The following is a 12,990-nucleotide window of genomic DNA, read 5'->3' as shown; positions in this document are numbered from 1 at the left end:
CTGTCAGGAAGCGATCGATGTCAGCGATAAGCGAGCGGTTCGGCCTTGCGGATACGCGCCTCTTCGATCACAGCCTCGAGCAGCGCCGTGTTGTGCTCGGGGTCTTCGCCCGGCTTCTCGAATGATACGTAGTTGACCACCACCGAAGCGCCGAGCTCGCTCAGTGTCAGCTGGAAATAGACGGTGACGCCGGGCGGCCTCAGCTCCAGATCGAGCACGATGCGCGGGCTGCCGCTCCAGTCGACATGCGCCTCGCCGCCATGGCCAAGCCGTAGCGTGCCAGGCATGAAGAACAGCTCCACCGCTGAATCGACCAGATCCGACAGGCAGGCGAAATGCTCCAGCCGGATGAAGGCAATGTAGTCGGCGACATCGATCAGCCTCAGTTCCCCCACCACCTGCTCGATGGCGCTGGCGACGATGATCTCGCGGGATTTTGCGTGCGGTTGGCGGTTCATGAAATCTGTCTCCGCTCAGCCTTTTTCGAGTAGACGATCCGCACCAGTTCGGCGACGGCCTGATAGAATTGTGACGGGATCACATTATCGACCGAAACTTGCTTGTACATGGAGCGGGCGAGCGCCACGTCCTCGAAGATCGGGATGTTGTGTTCGCGTGCGATCTCGCGGATCTTGAGCGCAACCAGATCCTGCCCCTTGGCCAGCACCATCGGTGCCGAGTCCTCGTCGCGAACATATTTCAGCGCGATCGAGAAGTGCGTCGGGTTGGCGATGATCAGCGTCGCGCGCGGCACCGCCGCCATCATCCGCTTGCGCGCCCGATCGCGCGCCAGCGAGCGCAGCCGCGATTTGACGATCGGGTCACCCTCGGACTGTTTGAACTCGTCCTTGACCTCCTGCTTGCTCATGCGCAGGTCCTGCTTCCAGTGGAAGCGCGACCAGACGATGTCGATTGCTGCGATCAGCCCCATGACGAAGACGATCGCCACCAGGATGTCGACGGCGATGCCACGGATGACGAGACCGAAGGCGACCGGATTGGTGATCATCCCGGCGAGCAGCTTGCGGTGGTCTTCCGACAGCGTGAAAGCGAGCACCAGGATGGCAAAGCCGACCTTGCCGAGCGCCTTGGCGAACTCAACCCAACCCTGGATGCCGAACAGCCGGTTCCAGCCCTTGGCAATCGAAATACGTGAGAGTTGCGGCCGGACCCGCTCGCCGACGAATTGCGGCATGTTCTGGAACACCGAGGCGCCGACACCGGCGACGGTCAGCAGCACCATCAAGCTCAGGACCGCGCGGCCAACCTCGAGGAGGACGATCTTGTAGAGCGCGATGACGTCCGTCTCAGTGTCCATCGGCCAGGCTTCCGGCTTCTCCAGGAACATCGACAGGAACATGCCAAGGTCGATGACGGCGTCCTTGGCGTAGAAGACGGTGAACACCAGTATGGCGACGAAGGACGCAAGGAGCGCCGTTTCCCGCGAATGGGGCAGTTTGCCCTGTTCGATGGTGTCGCGGATCTTCTTTTCCGTCGCCTCTTCGGTTTTCGAATCCTTGTCGACCGCATCAGCCATGGCGCGGTCTTAGGCGGCGTTCTGGGTCGAGGGAAGTTCGAAGGCGCCTTCGCGTGACAACCGGATCGTCGTCGTCACGATCGTCTTGCGCGCCGCCGTAATGTCGGCGAGAGGAACCCCTTCCGATCCCTGTCCGAGTTCGGCTTCGATCATGCGCCGCGACCGCGCGCCGATCGCCGACAGCACGGACTCGGCAAGTCCCGCCTGCGCACCGCGCAGGGCCAGCGTGACCAGTTCGGTCGACAGTCCGTCGAACAGCAGCACCCGCGCCTTCTGGGTGAGCAGCGGCAGGTCGTCGAAGGCAAACAGACGAGCCCGGACGCCATCGAGATCGGGCGTGCCGGCGGCTTCCAGGTCCTGCATGACCTCCTCTAGCAGCGGCTTGTCCAGTTCGTTGAGAACGCTGGCGACGCGCGCCTGCCCGGCCGACGTATCCTTGGTCGAGGTTTCCGTCAGCACACTGCTGCGCAGCCGGTTTTCGACGATCCTGCTTGCGGCTTCAGGAACATTGGCCATCGTCACCATGCGCTTGATGATTTCGCCGCGCGTCGACTTGGTCAACGTCAACAGTACGCTCGCCGCCACTTGCGGCGCGAGCTTCGACAAGACCATGGCCGCGGTCTGCGGATGCTCGCCGGCCAGGAAGACACCAAGCCGCGCCGGCTCGAGTTTTTCGAGCTCGGGCCAGATCGGCGGCGGGCCTTCCGGGGCGACCTCGAATCTCTTGTCGCCCATGATCGCGCTCATCTCTTCGGGCGACAGCGATTCATTGAGGATGGTGTCCATCCTGTCGGCGGAATCGAGCAATCCCGCCCCTTCGGTGAACTCGGCCTCGAACTCGGCGACGATGCGCTCGAGATCGCTTTGCGGAATCGTCCGCAGCAGACGGGCGCCCTCGATCAGCGCCTTCAGTTCTTCCTGCTTGAAGAATTTCAGCAGGCGACTGGCCGACGGCTTGCCCATCGCCACCAAGATGGCGGCCGCCTTCTGCGCGCGGGTCAAGGTCACCGGCGTCGTCATCCCACTTGCCTCCGCTGCCACCCGCAAGCTCCGCAACCCATGTCCTAGGCGACCTTCGTGCCGGCGATGATTTCGGTCAGCCTGATGCCGAAGCGCGACGGATCGCTTTCCAGCACGGTGATCTCGCCGCGCGCGATCTTGCGGCCGTTGACCACGACGTCGACAGGTTCGCCGATACGGCGATTGAGCGCCACCGTCGACCCCTTCTGCAGCGCCATCAGCTCGGAGACCGGCATCTCGGTGCTGCCGAGGATGATCTGGACATCGACGGGGATGTTCATGATGACGCTCGAATTGGCACCGGAAGCGGCCCTGAACGCCGCATCAGGGCGTTGCTCCTCTTCATGCAGGACACCGCGCAACTCTTCAATGGCACGGTCGAGCTGCTCGTCCGGCTGGTCGAGGTCGGCTTCCACCTTGGTCTTGGCCATGCGTCGTCTCCAAATGTCAGGCGCGGCCGGCGGAAGCCGGCATCAGCGCTTCGATAAAGTCCTGCCCGGCATCGTAGGGATGCCTGATCCGGACGGTGTAATTCTGCCCCAGTTTGCCGAACTCGCACACGAACAGCGTCTTGCCGCGCGCGCTGAGACGCGCCTGCGACTGCGCTGTTTCCTCGAATTCGATGACCTGGCCAATTTCGAAACCGGCAAGGTCGCCGAGTGTCAGCCGGGCCAGCGGCATCGTGGCCTCGAGTGCTACCGTGGAGCGCATCACTTCTTCCGAAAAGCGCGCGCGCCAGCTGGGGCCGTGATCGTCGTCGCTGACGGCGACAGCCCCGTCGCGGCTGGCCAGCACGACACGCTGCGGCATCGTCACGGTAACGGTGCCGCTGTCGGCCGGCGTCGAGATGCCAAGGACGATACGGATCGCCGCGCCGTCGCGCAGCACGTGCCGCTTCGCCTCGGTGCCCGACATTGCCCGCGGCGCCGGCAGGCGCAGGTCGAGCGAGCGCTTTCCCGATCCATTGAGGGCCTGCGCGACCTGCTGGAACACCATGGTCGAGACATCGGTTTCGATCTGCGACAGATCGCGCTCGATTGGCGATACCGGCAGGTCCGGATCGCCACCGAACAGCGTGCAGACCATGATCGCGATCGCCGGAGCATCGATCACCAGGGTCATAGCATCGGAGGACACGGACGAGCTGACGACGGTCAGGGCGAACGTGTCGCCGGCGCGCGAACGTGCTTCGGGAACGCGGCTGACCTCAACCGCCTTGAGATCGACAATGACCGGGACGCCAAGCTCGCCGGTCAGGCTTTTCTGCAGCAGCGGCACGGCGCGCTCGGCCATGGCCCGGCCAGCATCGATGACCTGGGCGGCCTCGCCGCTATCGCCGACCAAACGCTCGATGATCAGCGAGCGCGCTTCCGCTGGGCTGCCCGGACTGGTCATGACAATGCTGGGACCGATCTGTCGCGCATCGTTCAGGCGGCCTTCTTTTCGACGGCACCGGTGTTCATCGTGCTCTGCTCTACGGCGTCGATTGTCGGCCGTTCATAGGATGAGATGGTCTTGCGGCCGAACTCAATCGCCACCTGCGGCAGCGCGCCGTTCATGTAGGCCAGCAGCGTCTGCTTGACGATGATGTAGAGGCGGTTGTTCTTCTCGCGAACCGTCTTGATCTTGGTGGCGACCGGCCCGACCACCGCATAGGACAGGAAGATGCCGAGGAACGTTCCGACAAGTGCGGCACCAATCAGACCGCCGAGGATTTCCGGCGACTGGTCGAGCGCACCCATCGCCTTGACCACGCCGAGCACGGCGGCGACGATGCCGAGCGCCGGCAAGCCGTCCCCGACCGCCACCATTGCGTGATAGGCCTTCATCTTGTCGGACTTGATGGTCTGGATTTCCTCGTCCATCAGCGCCTCGATCTCATGCGAGCGGGCATTGCCGATGATGATGATGCGACAGTAGTCGCAGATGAAATTCATCAGATCGTGATTCTTGAGTACGGTCGGAAAGGCCTGGAAGATCGCCGATTCCTCGGGATTGTCGATATGCGCCTCGACCTCGCTGCGCGACTTCGAGCGCAACTCGCGCATCAGGCTGTGCAGCACGCCCAGCGTTTCCAGGTAGTTCTGTTCCTTCGGCACCGCCTGCTTGAACGCCTCGAGGATGGCCTTGCCGGTATCCTTGACCGTCTTCATCGGATTGGCCACCAGAAACGTGCCGAACGCGGCACCGCAGATGACCACGGCTTCCCACGGCTGGACCAGCACGTGAAGATGGCCGCCCATGGCCATGAAGCCGCCAAGGACGCAGCCGAGCGTAACCACCAGTCCAATCAGAATGCCCACGAAAGGTCCTTCCGCATTTCACATCGGAAGCAAGGGATAGTCCCCGTGCCTTGTGTGAGGCTTGAATCGAAGCCACCGGATCCGATTCAGTTTCGCGCAAGGAAGTAGGGATATTGTGCCGACATTAGCTTCGGCCGGAGGCACGTCTTTGCTTAATACCTTTACCAGCTACCAGCTGATCACCAAGGACATCACCAAGTCGATCGACAGGATCGAGCAGCAGCCCGTGGTTGATCGCGATACCAAATATTATCTCGCCAACATCACCAAGGTGAAATCGATCGACGATTTCGTCAAAAATGACCGTTTGTTCAAATATGCGATGAAGGCCTATGGGCTCGAAGACATGGACTACGCCAAGGCCTTCATGGTCAAGGCACTCAAGGAAGGCGTCTCCGATCCCAACAGCTTCGCCAACAAGCTGACCGACAAGCGCTACGCCGAATTCGTCACCGCCTTCAACTTCGCCGCCAACGGCGCCGATGCGACCATCTACAACAAGACGCAGCAGATGGTGACCAAGAACTACGCCGCGCAGGCAAAAATCGCCGGCCTCGATCCGGATTCGGACTATGTGAAGGGCGAGACGACATACTATCTCGCCAACATCACCAAGGTGAAGTCGATCGATGATCTGATGTCGAACAACCGGCTCTACACATACGCGCTGGCGTCTTTCGGTCTCGATTCGACGACGGAGGACAAGGATCTCATCAAGCAGGTACTGCAGGGTGGCGTCAGCGACCCCGACAGCGTTGCCAACAAGATGACGGACAAGACCTATGCCGCGCTCGCGTCCGCCTTCAATTTCGAAGCTTATGGTGCGAACACCACCACCATCAATCCGGCGCAGCAACCGACTGTCGACAAATACATGCGCCAGACCCTCGAAGAGGATGCCGGCCAGACCAACCAGGGCGTGCGGCTGGCGCTTTATTTCGACCGCAAGGCCCCGACCATCACCAACTGGTACGACGTGCTGGCCGACACCGCGCTTGCCAGCGTCGTGCGCACCGTACTCGGCCTGCCCGATTCCTTCGCCACCGCCGATGTCGACAAGCAGGCGCAGTTGTTCGAGCAGAAACTCGACATCTCGGATTTCTCCGACCCCGAGAAACTCGGCAAGTTTCTGACTCGCTTCACCAGCATGTACGAGATCAACAACCCGACTTCGTCGGCCGTCAGTTCGGTCAGCGTGCTGTTTGCCAAGCCGATCACGGTCGGCATCTCCACCGACCTGATGATGGCCATGCAGAAACTGAGGTTCTGAAACCATCATGCGGGACAGCCTGTACGTCGCCCTTTCCTCGCAGATCGCGCTCGAGCGCCGCCTCGACACGATCGCCGACAACGTCGCCAACGCCTCGACGATCGGCTTTCGCGCCACCGGCGTGAAATTCGAGGACGTCGTGTCCGGCACCGGACCGAAATCGGTGTCTTTCGCCGCCTCGACACGATCGCCGACAACGTCGCCAACGCCTCGACGATCGGCTTTCGCGCCACCGGCGTGAAATTCGAGGACGTCGTGTCCGGCACCGGACCGAAATCGGTGTCTTTCGCCTCCTCTGGCAAGACCTATCTTTCCGGCGCTCACGGTGCTTTGAGCGAGACCGGCAATCCCTTCGATTTCGCCATTCAGGGCGATGCCTGGTTCGCCATAGAGACGCCTGTCGGCACCGTCATGACCCGCGACGGACGCTTTTCGATGAACGAGAACGGCGAACTGATGTCGATCGAGGGCCACCCGGTGCTCGATGCCGGCGGCTCGCCGATCCAGCTCGACCCGCGCAACGGTCCGCCCAAGGCCGGGGCCGACGGTTCGCTGCGCCAGAACGATCAGCTTGTCGGCTCCATCGGTCTCTACAATTTCGATCCGGGCGAGAATTTCGTCCGCTACGGCAATTCCGGCATCGTTCCGGCGCGTACGCCAGAGCCTGTCACCGATCGCTCCGATATTGGCGTCGCGCAAGGTTTTCTTGAAGAATCCAACGTCAATCCGGTGCTGGAGATCACCCGGCTGATCATGGTCCAGCGTGCCTTCGAGAACACCGCCGCCCTGATGCGGCAGACCGACTCCTCCACCGACGAGGCGATCAAGACGCTCGGCTCGAAATAGTCCATGTTGCTCGACCAGCCATCCCTGCGCGCACCCGAAAGACAGCTCCAGCCGGCGCCGGAAGACCGGCTGGCCGCGCTGGAACGGGTCTGGCGGCGTTTCGCCGACACCGAGGCGCTGCTCAAGCGTGGCGGCCGCGTCACCGAAGTCACGCCCACGCACTACAAGGTGCACGGCCTTTCTGATTTTGCCCGGCTGGGTGACATTGTCGAGCAGCGCGGCCATGCTGGCGCGCGCCGCGGCGAGATCGTCAAGATCAGCCGGGACGAGGTCGTCGTGGCACCCTTCGAACGCAGCGCCGATGCCGGCATCGGCGATGCCGTGTTCCGCCGCGGTCCGCTCGCGGTGACGCCGCATGCCTCGTGGCGCGGCCGCACCATCGACGCTCTCACCAGGGCAATCGATGGCGGCCCGCCTTTGGTCAGGGGCGACGATGCATCGAGCGGCGCGCAGACGACGCCCGGCGCCATGGCGCGGCAACGTGTCGGCACCGCCTTCATGACCGGCGTCAAGGTCATCGACATCTTCACGCCGCTCTGCTTCGGCCAGCGCCTCGGCATCTTCGCCGGCTCCGGCGTCGGCAAGTCGACGCTGCTTGCCATGCTTGCCGGCGCCGACGCATTCGACACCGTCGTCGTGGCGCTCATCGGCGAACGCGGCCGCGAAGTCCGCGAATTCCTCGAGGACACGATCGGCGACAGCATGGCCAAGACCGTCGCCGTCGTCGCCACCAGCGACGAGAGCGCCATGATGCGCCGGCGGGCGCCGGATACCGCCATGCGCGTCGCCGAGCATTTTCGCGACCAGGGGCACCGTGTGCTCCTGGTGCTGGATTCGATCACCCGCTTCGCTCACGCCTTGCGCGAGGTGGCGACGGGGACCGGCGAGCCGCCGGTCGCCCGCGGCTATCCGGCATCGGTGTTCACCGAACTGCCCAAGCTGCTCGAGCGCGCCGGGCCAGGCGCGGAGGGCAAGGGGTCGATCACCGCCATCATCTCCGTGCTGGTCGACGGCGACGACCACAACGATCCAGTCGCCGATTCCGTGCGCGGCATCCTCGACGGCCATGTCGTGCTCGACCGCTCGATCGCCGAACAGGGCCGCTATCCGCCGGTCAATCCGCTGTCGTCCATATCGCGCCTGGCCGGCAAGGCCTGGAGCGTCGAACAGCGCGCGCTGGTTACAAGGCTGAAGTCGATGATCTCGCGCTTCGAGGACACGCGCGATATCCGCCTGCTGGGCGCCTATCAGGGCGGCGTCGATGCCGAACTGGATATTGCCGTTCGCCAGGTGCCGCTGATCTACGAGGCACTGACGCAAGCGCCAAAGGATCGCCCGTCGGCCGACCCGTTCTCCGACCTCGCCCGCCACCTCAAGAGCAAGCTGAACGCCGATGCCGGAGACTGAACGCGAATATACCGAGCGCATCCTGCGCGACATGATCGCCGAGGCCAACGCCGCCGAGGAAACCCGGGCTGGCGAAGCCCGAGCTGCCAAGGCAAAGGCTGCCCGTGCCATAGCCGCCAAGGCCGAAGCCGTTCTGGCCAGAGCCATAAAGCCAACCCTGCCACGGGCTGCCAGAGCCGATCCTGTTCCGGAAAGGGCGGCCGAGCCCGCTCTGCCCCGGGCTCCCCAGGCGCAGGCTGCCGAGATGACGCAGGCCAGCCGCGAGTCGCTGATCGACGGACTGTTCCCGCTCACCGAATGGCCGCAGCCGCCAAAGGCGCAGTTTCCCCGGCTGAACAAGAAGTCCGACCGGCGCAGCGATCTCGTCATTGCCGCGCTCGGCATCACGCTCGGGCTGATCTGCGCTTCGTTTCCCTGGTACATCTTCTTCAACCAGGACCAGTTTGGCGTCCAGGCGATGAAGTTCGGCGGCACCGGCACCAATTCGGGACGGGCGGGCGGGGGCGTGGTCGCCGAACGCAGCGCGCCGCTGACGGCAAAGGACGTGCCTGCGGCCAATCTCGATCTGCTTGCCACGGGAACCGTGCAGGATGACGCCAATCCAGCACCTGCGCCCGATGAGCAACCCTTTCCGGCCGACGCGGCGAAATTCCGCATGGTTCATGTCGCCAATGGCCGCGCCATGATCGAGGATGATGCTGGCCTCTGGATCGTCCAGCGTGGCTCGATACTGCCTGACTCCAGCCAGGTAGCCTCCATCGAGCAGCGCAACGGCAAATGGGTCATGGTCACTACCGCCGACCAGGTGATCGAACTCTCCAAATAAACATCCCTGTCTCAGGCCTCCGGCCATCCGCAAGGTCCGCGCAAGACTGGCGGCCTAGTCTTCGGGAACCCGCCCGGAGATTCCCATGGAGCCCGTTTCCCTTTTCGACCTTGCCGCCAAGCAAGCCCAGTGGCTGGCCGTGCGCCAGTCCGCTGTCGCCGGCAACATCGCCAACGCCAACACGCCGGGCTACACGGCAAACGATGTCGAGCCGTTCGAAAAGGTGCTCGACCGCACAGCCGTATCGCTGCAGGCCACGCAGACCGGCCATCTCGGCAACGCAGCGACCAATGCCGGCTTCACCATCAAGCCGCAGGAAGATGACGGCGTCATCATGCCATCGAAGAACTCGGTCGTGCTGGAAGACCAGTTGCTGAAGGCCGGCGAGGTGCGCCGCTCCTTCGAGCTCAACACGGCGATCGTCAAGGCGTTCCATTCGATGATGATGATGGCGGTGAAGAGCTGACCATGGACGCGCTGACCGCAGCCCTCAAAGTCGCAGCATCCGGCCTCGGCGCTCAGTCGGAGCGCCTGCGCGTGGTTTCCGAAAACCTCGCCAACGCCCAGTCGACCGGCACCGCGCCCGGCTCCGACCCCTATCGCCGCAAGACCATCAGCTTCGTCTCCGAGCTCGACCGGACCTCCGGCAGCTCGACGGTTGCGGTGAACTCGATCGATCGTGATCCCAGCGACTTTCCGGTCGAGTTCCAGCCAGGCAACGAGGCGGCCGACGACAAGGGCTACGTCAAGATGCCCAACGTCAACGTGCTGATCGAAATGGCCGACATGACCGAGGCCAACCGCTCCTACGAGGCCAATCTTCAGGTCGTCAAGCAGGCGCGCGACCTGATCTCCATGACCATCGACCTGATGAGGAACCAGTAATGATCGGCGGTATCGGAGCCCTTCAGTTCAAGTCGTCGATCGGCGGCGACGACGCGGTGACAAGTCTGCTCCAGGGCGGCGCGACACCTTCGGCCAGCGGCAACATCGGCACCTCCTTCGCCGAGGCGCTGAGCCAGGCAGCCTCCAAGACCGTCAACACGCTGCAGCATGCCGAGCAGGTGTCGGTGCAGGCGCTCAAGGGCGACGTCGACACCCGTCAGGTGGTCGACGCCGTGATGAGCGCGCAGCAGGCGCTTCAGACCGCCGTCGCCATTCGCGACAAGGTGGTTTCCGCCTATCTCGAAGTCAGTCGAATGGGCATCTGAGGAGTTCCACCATGAAAGCACTCGCCATCGCCGCCACCGGCATGAATGCCCAGCAGACAAATCTGGAAGTCATCGCCAACAACATCGCCAACATCAACACCACCGGCTACAAGCGCGCCCGTGCTGAATTCTCCGACCTGCTCTATCAGGTCGACCGCACGCAGGGTGTGCCCAACCGCTCCAACGCCTCGCTCGTGCCGGAGGGTGTCTCGATCGGCCTCGGCGTCAAGACGACGGCCGTGCGCAACGTGCACACACAGGGCGAACTGACCAGCACCGGCAACAGTTTCGACCTGGCGCTCACCGGCAGGGGCTGGTTCCAGATCGAGGGTGCCGACGGCGGCACGCTCTACAGCCGCGCCGGCGCGCTCAACACCAACGCCACCGGCCAGCTGGTGACAGTCGATGGCGCTGCCGTCATTCCGGCAATCAACGTCCCCGTCGATGCCGTCGAGGTCATCGTCAACAAGACGGGCCAGGTCTTCGCCCGCATCGACGGCCAGACCGACCTGCAGAACCTTGGCCAGCTTCAGATCGCCAATTTCGCCAACGAGGCCGGCCTGGCGCCGCTCGGCGACAATTTGTTCCAGGAAACCACGGCTTCGGGACCGGCCAATGTCGGCGTCCCGGGCGATCCAGGCTTTGCCACCATCCAGCAAGGCTATCTCGAAGCCTCCAACGTCGACCCGGTCAAGGAAATCACCGAGCTGATCTCGGCGCAGCGCGCCTATGAGATGAACTCCAAGGTCATCCAGGCCGCCGACGACATGGCCTCCGTCGTCTCCAAGAACATCAGGTAACGCATGATGTCGACGCCTGGCCGCCTGTCCGCATTCCGCCGCACCGCGCTCGTCCTGGCGCTGGTGGCCAGCGGCACGCCGGCTTTTGCCCAGGAATCGACAAGCCAATCGGCCACTCAGATCGCCAGCAATCAACCTGTCGGCGACGTCGTGCTGATTCCCAATCGGGTGATCTATCCCGGCCAGACCATCGAACTCACTGCCCTGAAACAGGTGACCCTCATCGCCGGCAAGCACAAGCCGGACGGAGTCGTCACACGGGCCGAGGAACTCGACGGCAAGGTCGCCAAGCGCACGCTGCTGCCCGGCCGCTACATCCCCTCCACCGCCATCCGCGAGGCCTGGCTGGTCGAACAGGGCGCCTCCGTGCAGGTCTTCTTCATCGCCGGAGGACTGACGATCTCGGCGACCGCCGTGACGTTGCAGCCAGGCGCCGCGGGCGACCTCGTCAAGGTTCGCAACATCGACAGCGGCAAGATCCTGTCCGGCGTCGTGATGGCGGATGGAACCATCCAGGTCAGCGCTTCATGATGCGCGGGCTTGCCCTGATATTGGCAACCGTGATTGGCCTGCAACCGGCACTGGCCGATGGGCTGACGCCGAAGGCCAAGCGCGAGCTCGCCGCCAAGAATGGCGGCGTCTACAACGATCCCGAATATGATCCGGCCACCACCAGCCGCATGTTCCGGGTTTCGTCCGGGCCGAGTTCGCTGCCGCCGGGCCAGGTTGCCTCGCGCATCAAGGACATCGCCCAGCTGCAGAGCTCGCGCGACAACCAGTTGGTCGGCTACGGCCTCGTCATCGGCCTTGCCGGATCGGGCGACAGCCTGCGCAACTCGCCGTTCACCGAACAGTCGATCCGCGCCATGCTCGAAAATCTCGGCATCGCCACCGAAGGCGGCAGCGCCCGCGCCAAGAATGTCGCCGCCGTCATCGTCACCGCCAACATGCCGCCCTACGTGCAGTCGGGCGCCCGCATCGACATCGACGTCTCCTCGATGGGCGACGCGACCTCGCTTTCCGGCGGCACGCTGATCATGACGCCGCTGAAGGCGGCGGACGGCGAGATCTATGCCGTCGGCCAGGGCTCGGTCATCGTGTCCGGCTTCACCGCACAGGGCCAGGCCGAGCAGCTGACGCAAGGCGTGCCGACCTCGGGCCGCGTGCCGAACGGCGCCATCGTCGAGCGTGCTGTCCAGGCCGAGTTCGACGATCAGGCGACGCTGACACTGCAGCTGCGCAATCCCGATTTCTCGACCGCTATCCGCATTGCGGACGCCATCAACGACTACACCAGCCAGCGCTTCGGCATGCGTGTGGCCGCCGAGCGCGATTCGCGCACCGTGCAGATCAGAAGGCCGAAGGGGGTTTCAGCCGCCCGCTTCTATGCCGAGATCGAGAACCTGGTGGTCGAATCCGACACGCCGGCGCGTGTCGTCATCGACGAGCGCACCGGCACCATCGTCATCGGCAACGACGTCAAGATCTCGCGGGTCGCCATCAGCCACGGCACGCTCACCGTGCGCATCACCGAAGCGCCGCGCGTTGTGCAGCCCGAGCCTTTCTCCAAGGGCGAGACAGCCGTCGAACCGTTCACCGCCATCGACGCCAGCCGGCCCGACGCCCGCGTCGCGGTGCTTGACGGACCCGATCTCCAGACCCTCGTTTCCGGCCTCAACCGTCTCGGCGTCAAGCCGGACGGCATTATTGCCATTCTGCAGGGCATCAAGTCGGCCGGCGCCCTGCAGGCCGACCTGGTTCTGCAATAGG

General features: G+C 63.8%; 17 protein-coding genes. 11 read left to right on the top strand and 6 right to left on the bottom strand.

The annotated features are described in order from the left end of the window. Positions 1–20 precede the first annotated feature (20 nt). From ACZ89F_RS01940 to motA, 6 genes are read right to left on the bottom strand one after another with little or no spacing between them, the layout of a single operon-like run. The gene (locus ACZ89F_RS01940; protein WP_476090162.1) at positions 21–458 is read right to left on the bottom strand and encodes a hypothetical protein; all 438 of its coding nucleotides are present in this window, start codon (positions 456–458) and stop codon (positions 21–23) included. Continuing rightward, a complete protein-coding gene (gene flhB / locus ACZ89F_RS01935; protein WP_476090161.1) occupies positions 455–1,537 on the bottom strand; it encodes a flagellar biosynthesis protein FlhB in 1,083 nt (360 codons plus the stop codon). Before flhB ends, ACZ89F_RS01940 begins: the two co-directional genes overlap by 4 nt. A 9-nt stretch (positions 1,538–1,546) precedes the next feature. Further along, positions 1,547–2,557 carry a flagellar motor switch protein FliG gene (locus ACZ89F_RS01930; protein ID WP_476090160.1) on the bottom strand — a complete coding sequence of 337 codons (1,011 nt, stop codon included), beginning with the start codon at positions 2,555–2,557 and terminating at the stop codon, positions 1,547–1,549. A 44-nt stretch (positions 2,558–2,601) separates the two neighbouring features. Then, positions 2,602–2,988, bottom strand: coding sequence for a flagellar motor switch protein FliN (gene fliN, locus ACZ89F_RS01925; protein WP_476090159.1), 387 nt, complete (start codon positions 2,986–2,988; stop codon positions 2,602–2,604). Positions 2,989–3,004: 16 nt separating this feature from the next. Then, complete coding sequence (locus ACZ89F_RS01920; RefSeq protein ID WP_476090158.1) at positions 3,005–3,952, bottom strand: FliM/FliN family flagellar motor switch protein; 948 nt, start codon at positions 3,950–3,952, stop codon at positions 3,005–3,007. A gap of 32 nt (positions 3,953–3,984) precedes the next feature. Beyond that, on the bottom strand, positions 3,985–4,860 hold the full coding sequence (gene motA / locus ACZ89F_RS01915; RefSeq protein ID WP_476090157.1) for a flagellar motor stator protein MotA: 876 nt from the start codon (positions 4,858–4,860) through the stop codon (positions 3,985–3,987). Positions 4,861–5,008: 148 nt separating this feature from the next. Between motA and ACZ89F_RS01910 the strand changes: the two genes are divergently transcribed. The 11 genes from ACZ89F_RS01910 to ACZ89F_RS01860 all read left to right on the top strand — a co-directional run bounded on the left by ACZ89F_RS01910 (position 5,009) and on the right by ACZ89F_RS01860 (position 12,989). Beyond that, complete coding sequence (locus ACZ89F_RS01910; RefSeq protein ID WP_476090156.1) at positions 5,009–6,130, top strand: DUF1217 domain-containing protein; 1,122 nt, start codon at positions 5,009–5,011, stop codon at positions 6,128–6,130. A gap of 7 nt (positions 6,131–6,137) precedes the next feature. Beyond that, positions 6,138–6,371 (top strand): flagellar basal body protein, encoded by a 234-nt coding sequence (locus ACZ89F_RS01905; protein WP_476090155.1) that lies wholly within the window; start codon positions 6,138–6,140, stop codon positions 6,369–6,371. Continuing rightward, a complete protein-coding gene (gene flgF / locus ACZ89F_RS01900) occupies positions 6,290–6,976 on the top strand; it encodes a flagellar basal-body rod protein FlgF (protein ID WP_476097194.1) in 687 nt (228 codons plus the stop codon). The genes ACZ89F_RS01905 and flgF overlap by 82 nt, the downstream gene beginning before the upstream one ends. Positions 6,977–6,979: 3 nt before the next feature. Next, a complete protein-coding gene (gene fliI, locus ACZ89F_RS01895) occupies positions 6,980–8,383 on the top strand; it encodes a flagellar protein export ATPase FliI (RefSeq protein ID WP_476090154.1) in 1,404 nt (467 codons plus the stop codon). After that, complete coding sequence (locus tag ACZ89F_RS01890) at positions 8,370–9,209, top strand: hypothetical protein (RefSeq protein ID WP_476090153.1); 840 nt, start codon at positions 8,370–8,372, stop codon at positions 9,207–9,209. The genes fliI and ACZ89F_RS01890 overlap by 14 nt, the downstream gene beginning before the upstream one ends. Positions 9,210–9,294: 85 nt before the next feature. Continuing rightward, on the top strand, positions 9,295–9,675 hold the full coding sequence (gene flgB / locus ACZ89F_RS01885; protein WP_476090152.1) for a flagellar basal body rod protein FlgB: 381 nt from the start codon (positions 9,295–9,297) through the stop codon (positions 9,673–9,675). Positions 9,676–9,677: 2 nt separating this feature from the next. Continuing rightward, a complete protein-coding gene (flgC, locus tag ACZ89F_RS01880) occupies positions 9,678–10,094 on the top strand; it encodes a flagellar basal body rod protein FlgC (RefSeq protein ID WP_111547815.1) in 417 nt (138 codons plus the stop codon). Continuing rightward, positions 10,094–10,420: a flagellar hook-basal body complex protein FliE gene (fliE, locus tag ACZ89F_RS01875; protein WP_476090151.1), complete on the top strand. Its 327-nt coding sequence runs from the start codon at positions 10,094–10,096 to the stop codon at positions 10,418–10,420. The genes flgC and fliE overlap by 1 nt, the downstream gene beginning before the upstream one ends. 11 nt (positions 10,421–10,431) lie before the next feature. Further along, positions 10,432–11,220 carry a flagellar basal-body rod protein FlgG gene (gene flgG, locus ACZ89F_RS01870; RefSeq protein WP_013529795.1) on the top strand — a complete coding sequence of 263 codons (789 nt, stop codon included), beginning with the start codon at positions 10,432–10,434 and terminating at the stop codon, positions 11,218–11,220. Positions 11,221–11,223: 3 nt separating this feature from the next. Continuing rightward, positions 11,224–11,751, top strand: coding sequence for a flagellar basal body P-ring formation chaperone FlgA (gene flgA, locus ACZ89F_RS01865; protein ID WP_476090150.1), 528 nt, complete (start codon positions 11,224–11,226; stop codon positions 11,749–11,751). Further along, on the top strand, positions 11,748–12,989 hold the full coding sequence (locus tag ACZ89F_RS01860; RefSeq protein WP_476090149.1) for a flagellar basal body P-ring protein FlgI: 1,242 nt from the start codon (positions 11,748–11,750) through the stop codon (positions 12,987–12,989). The genes flgA and ACZ89F_RS01860 overlap by 4 nt, the downstream gene beginning before the upstream one ends. Position 12,990 lies beyond the last annotated feature (1 nt).

This window comes from Mesorhizobium sp. USDA 3734, assembly GCF_056279665.1.
Note: the sequence above shows the minus strand (reverse complement) of the source record. Positions and strands in the feature narration are given on the sequence as shown.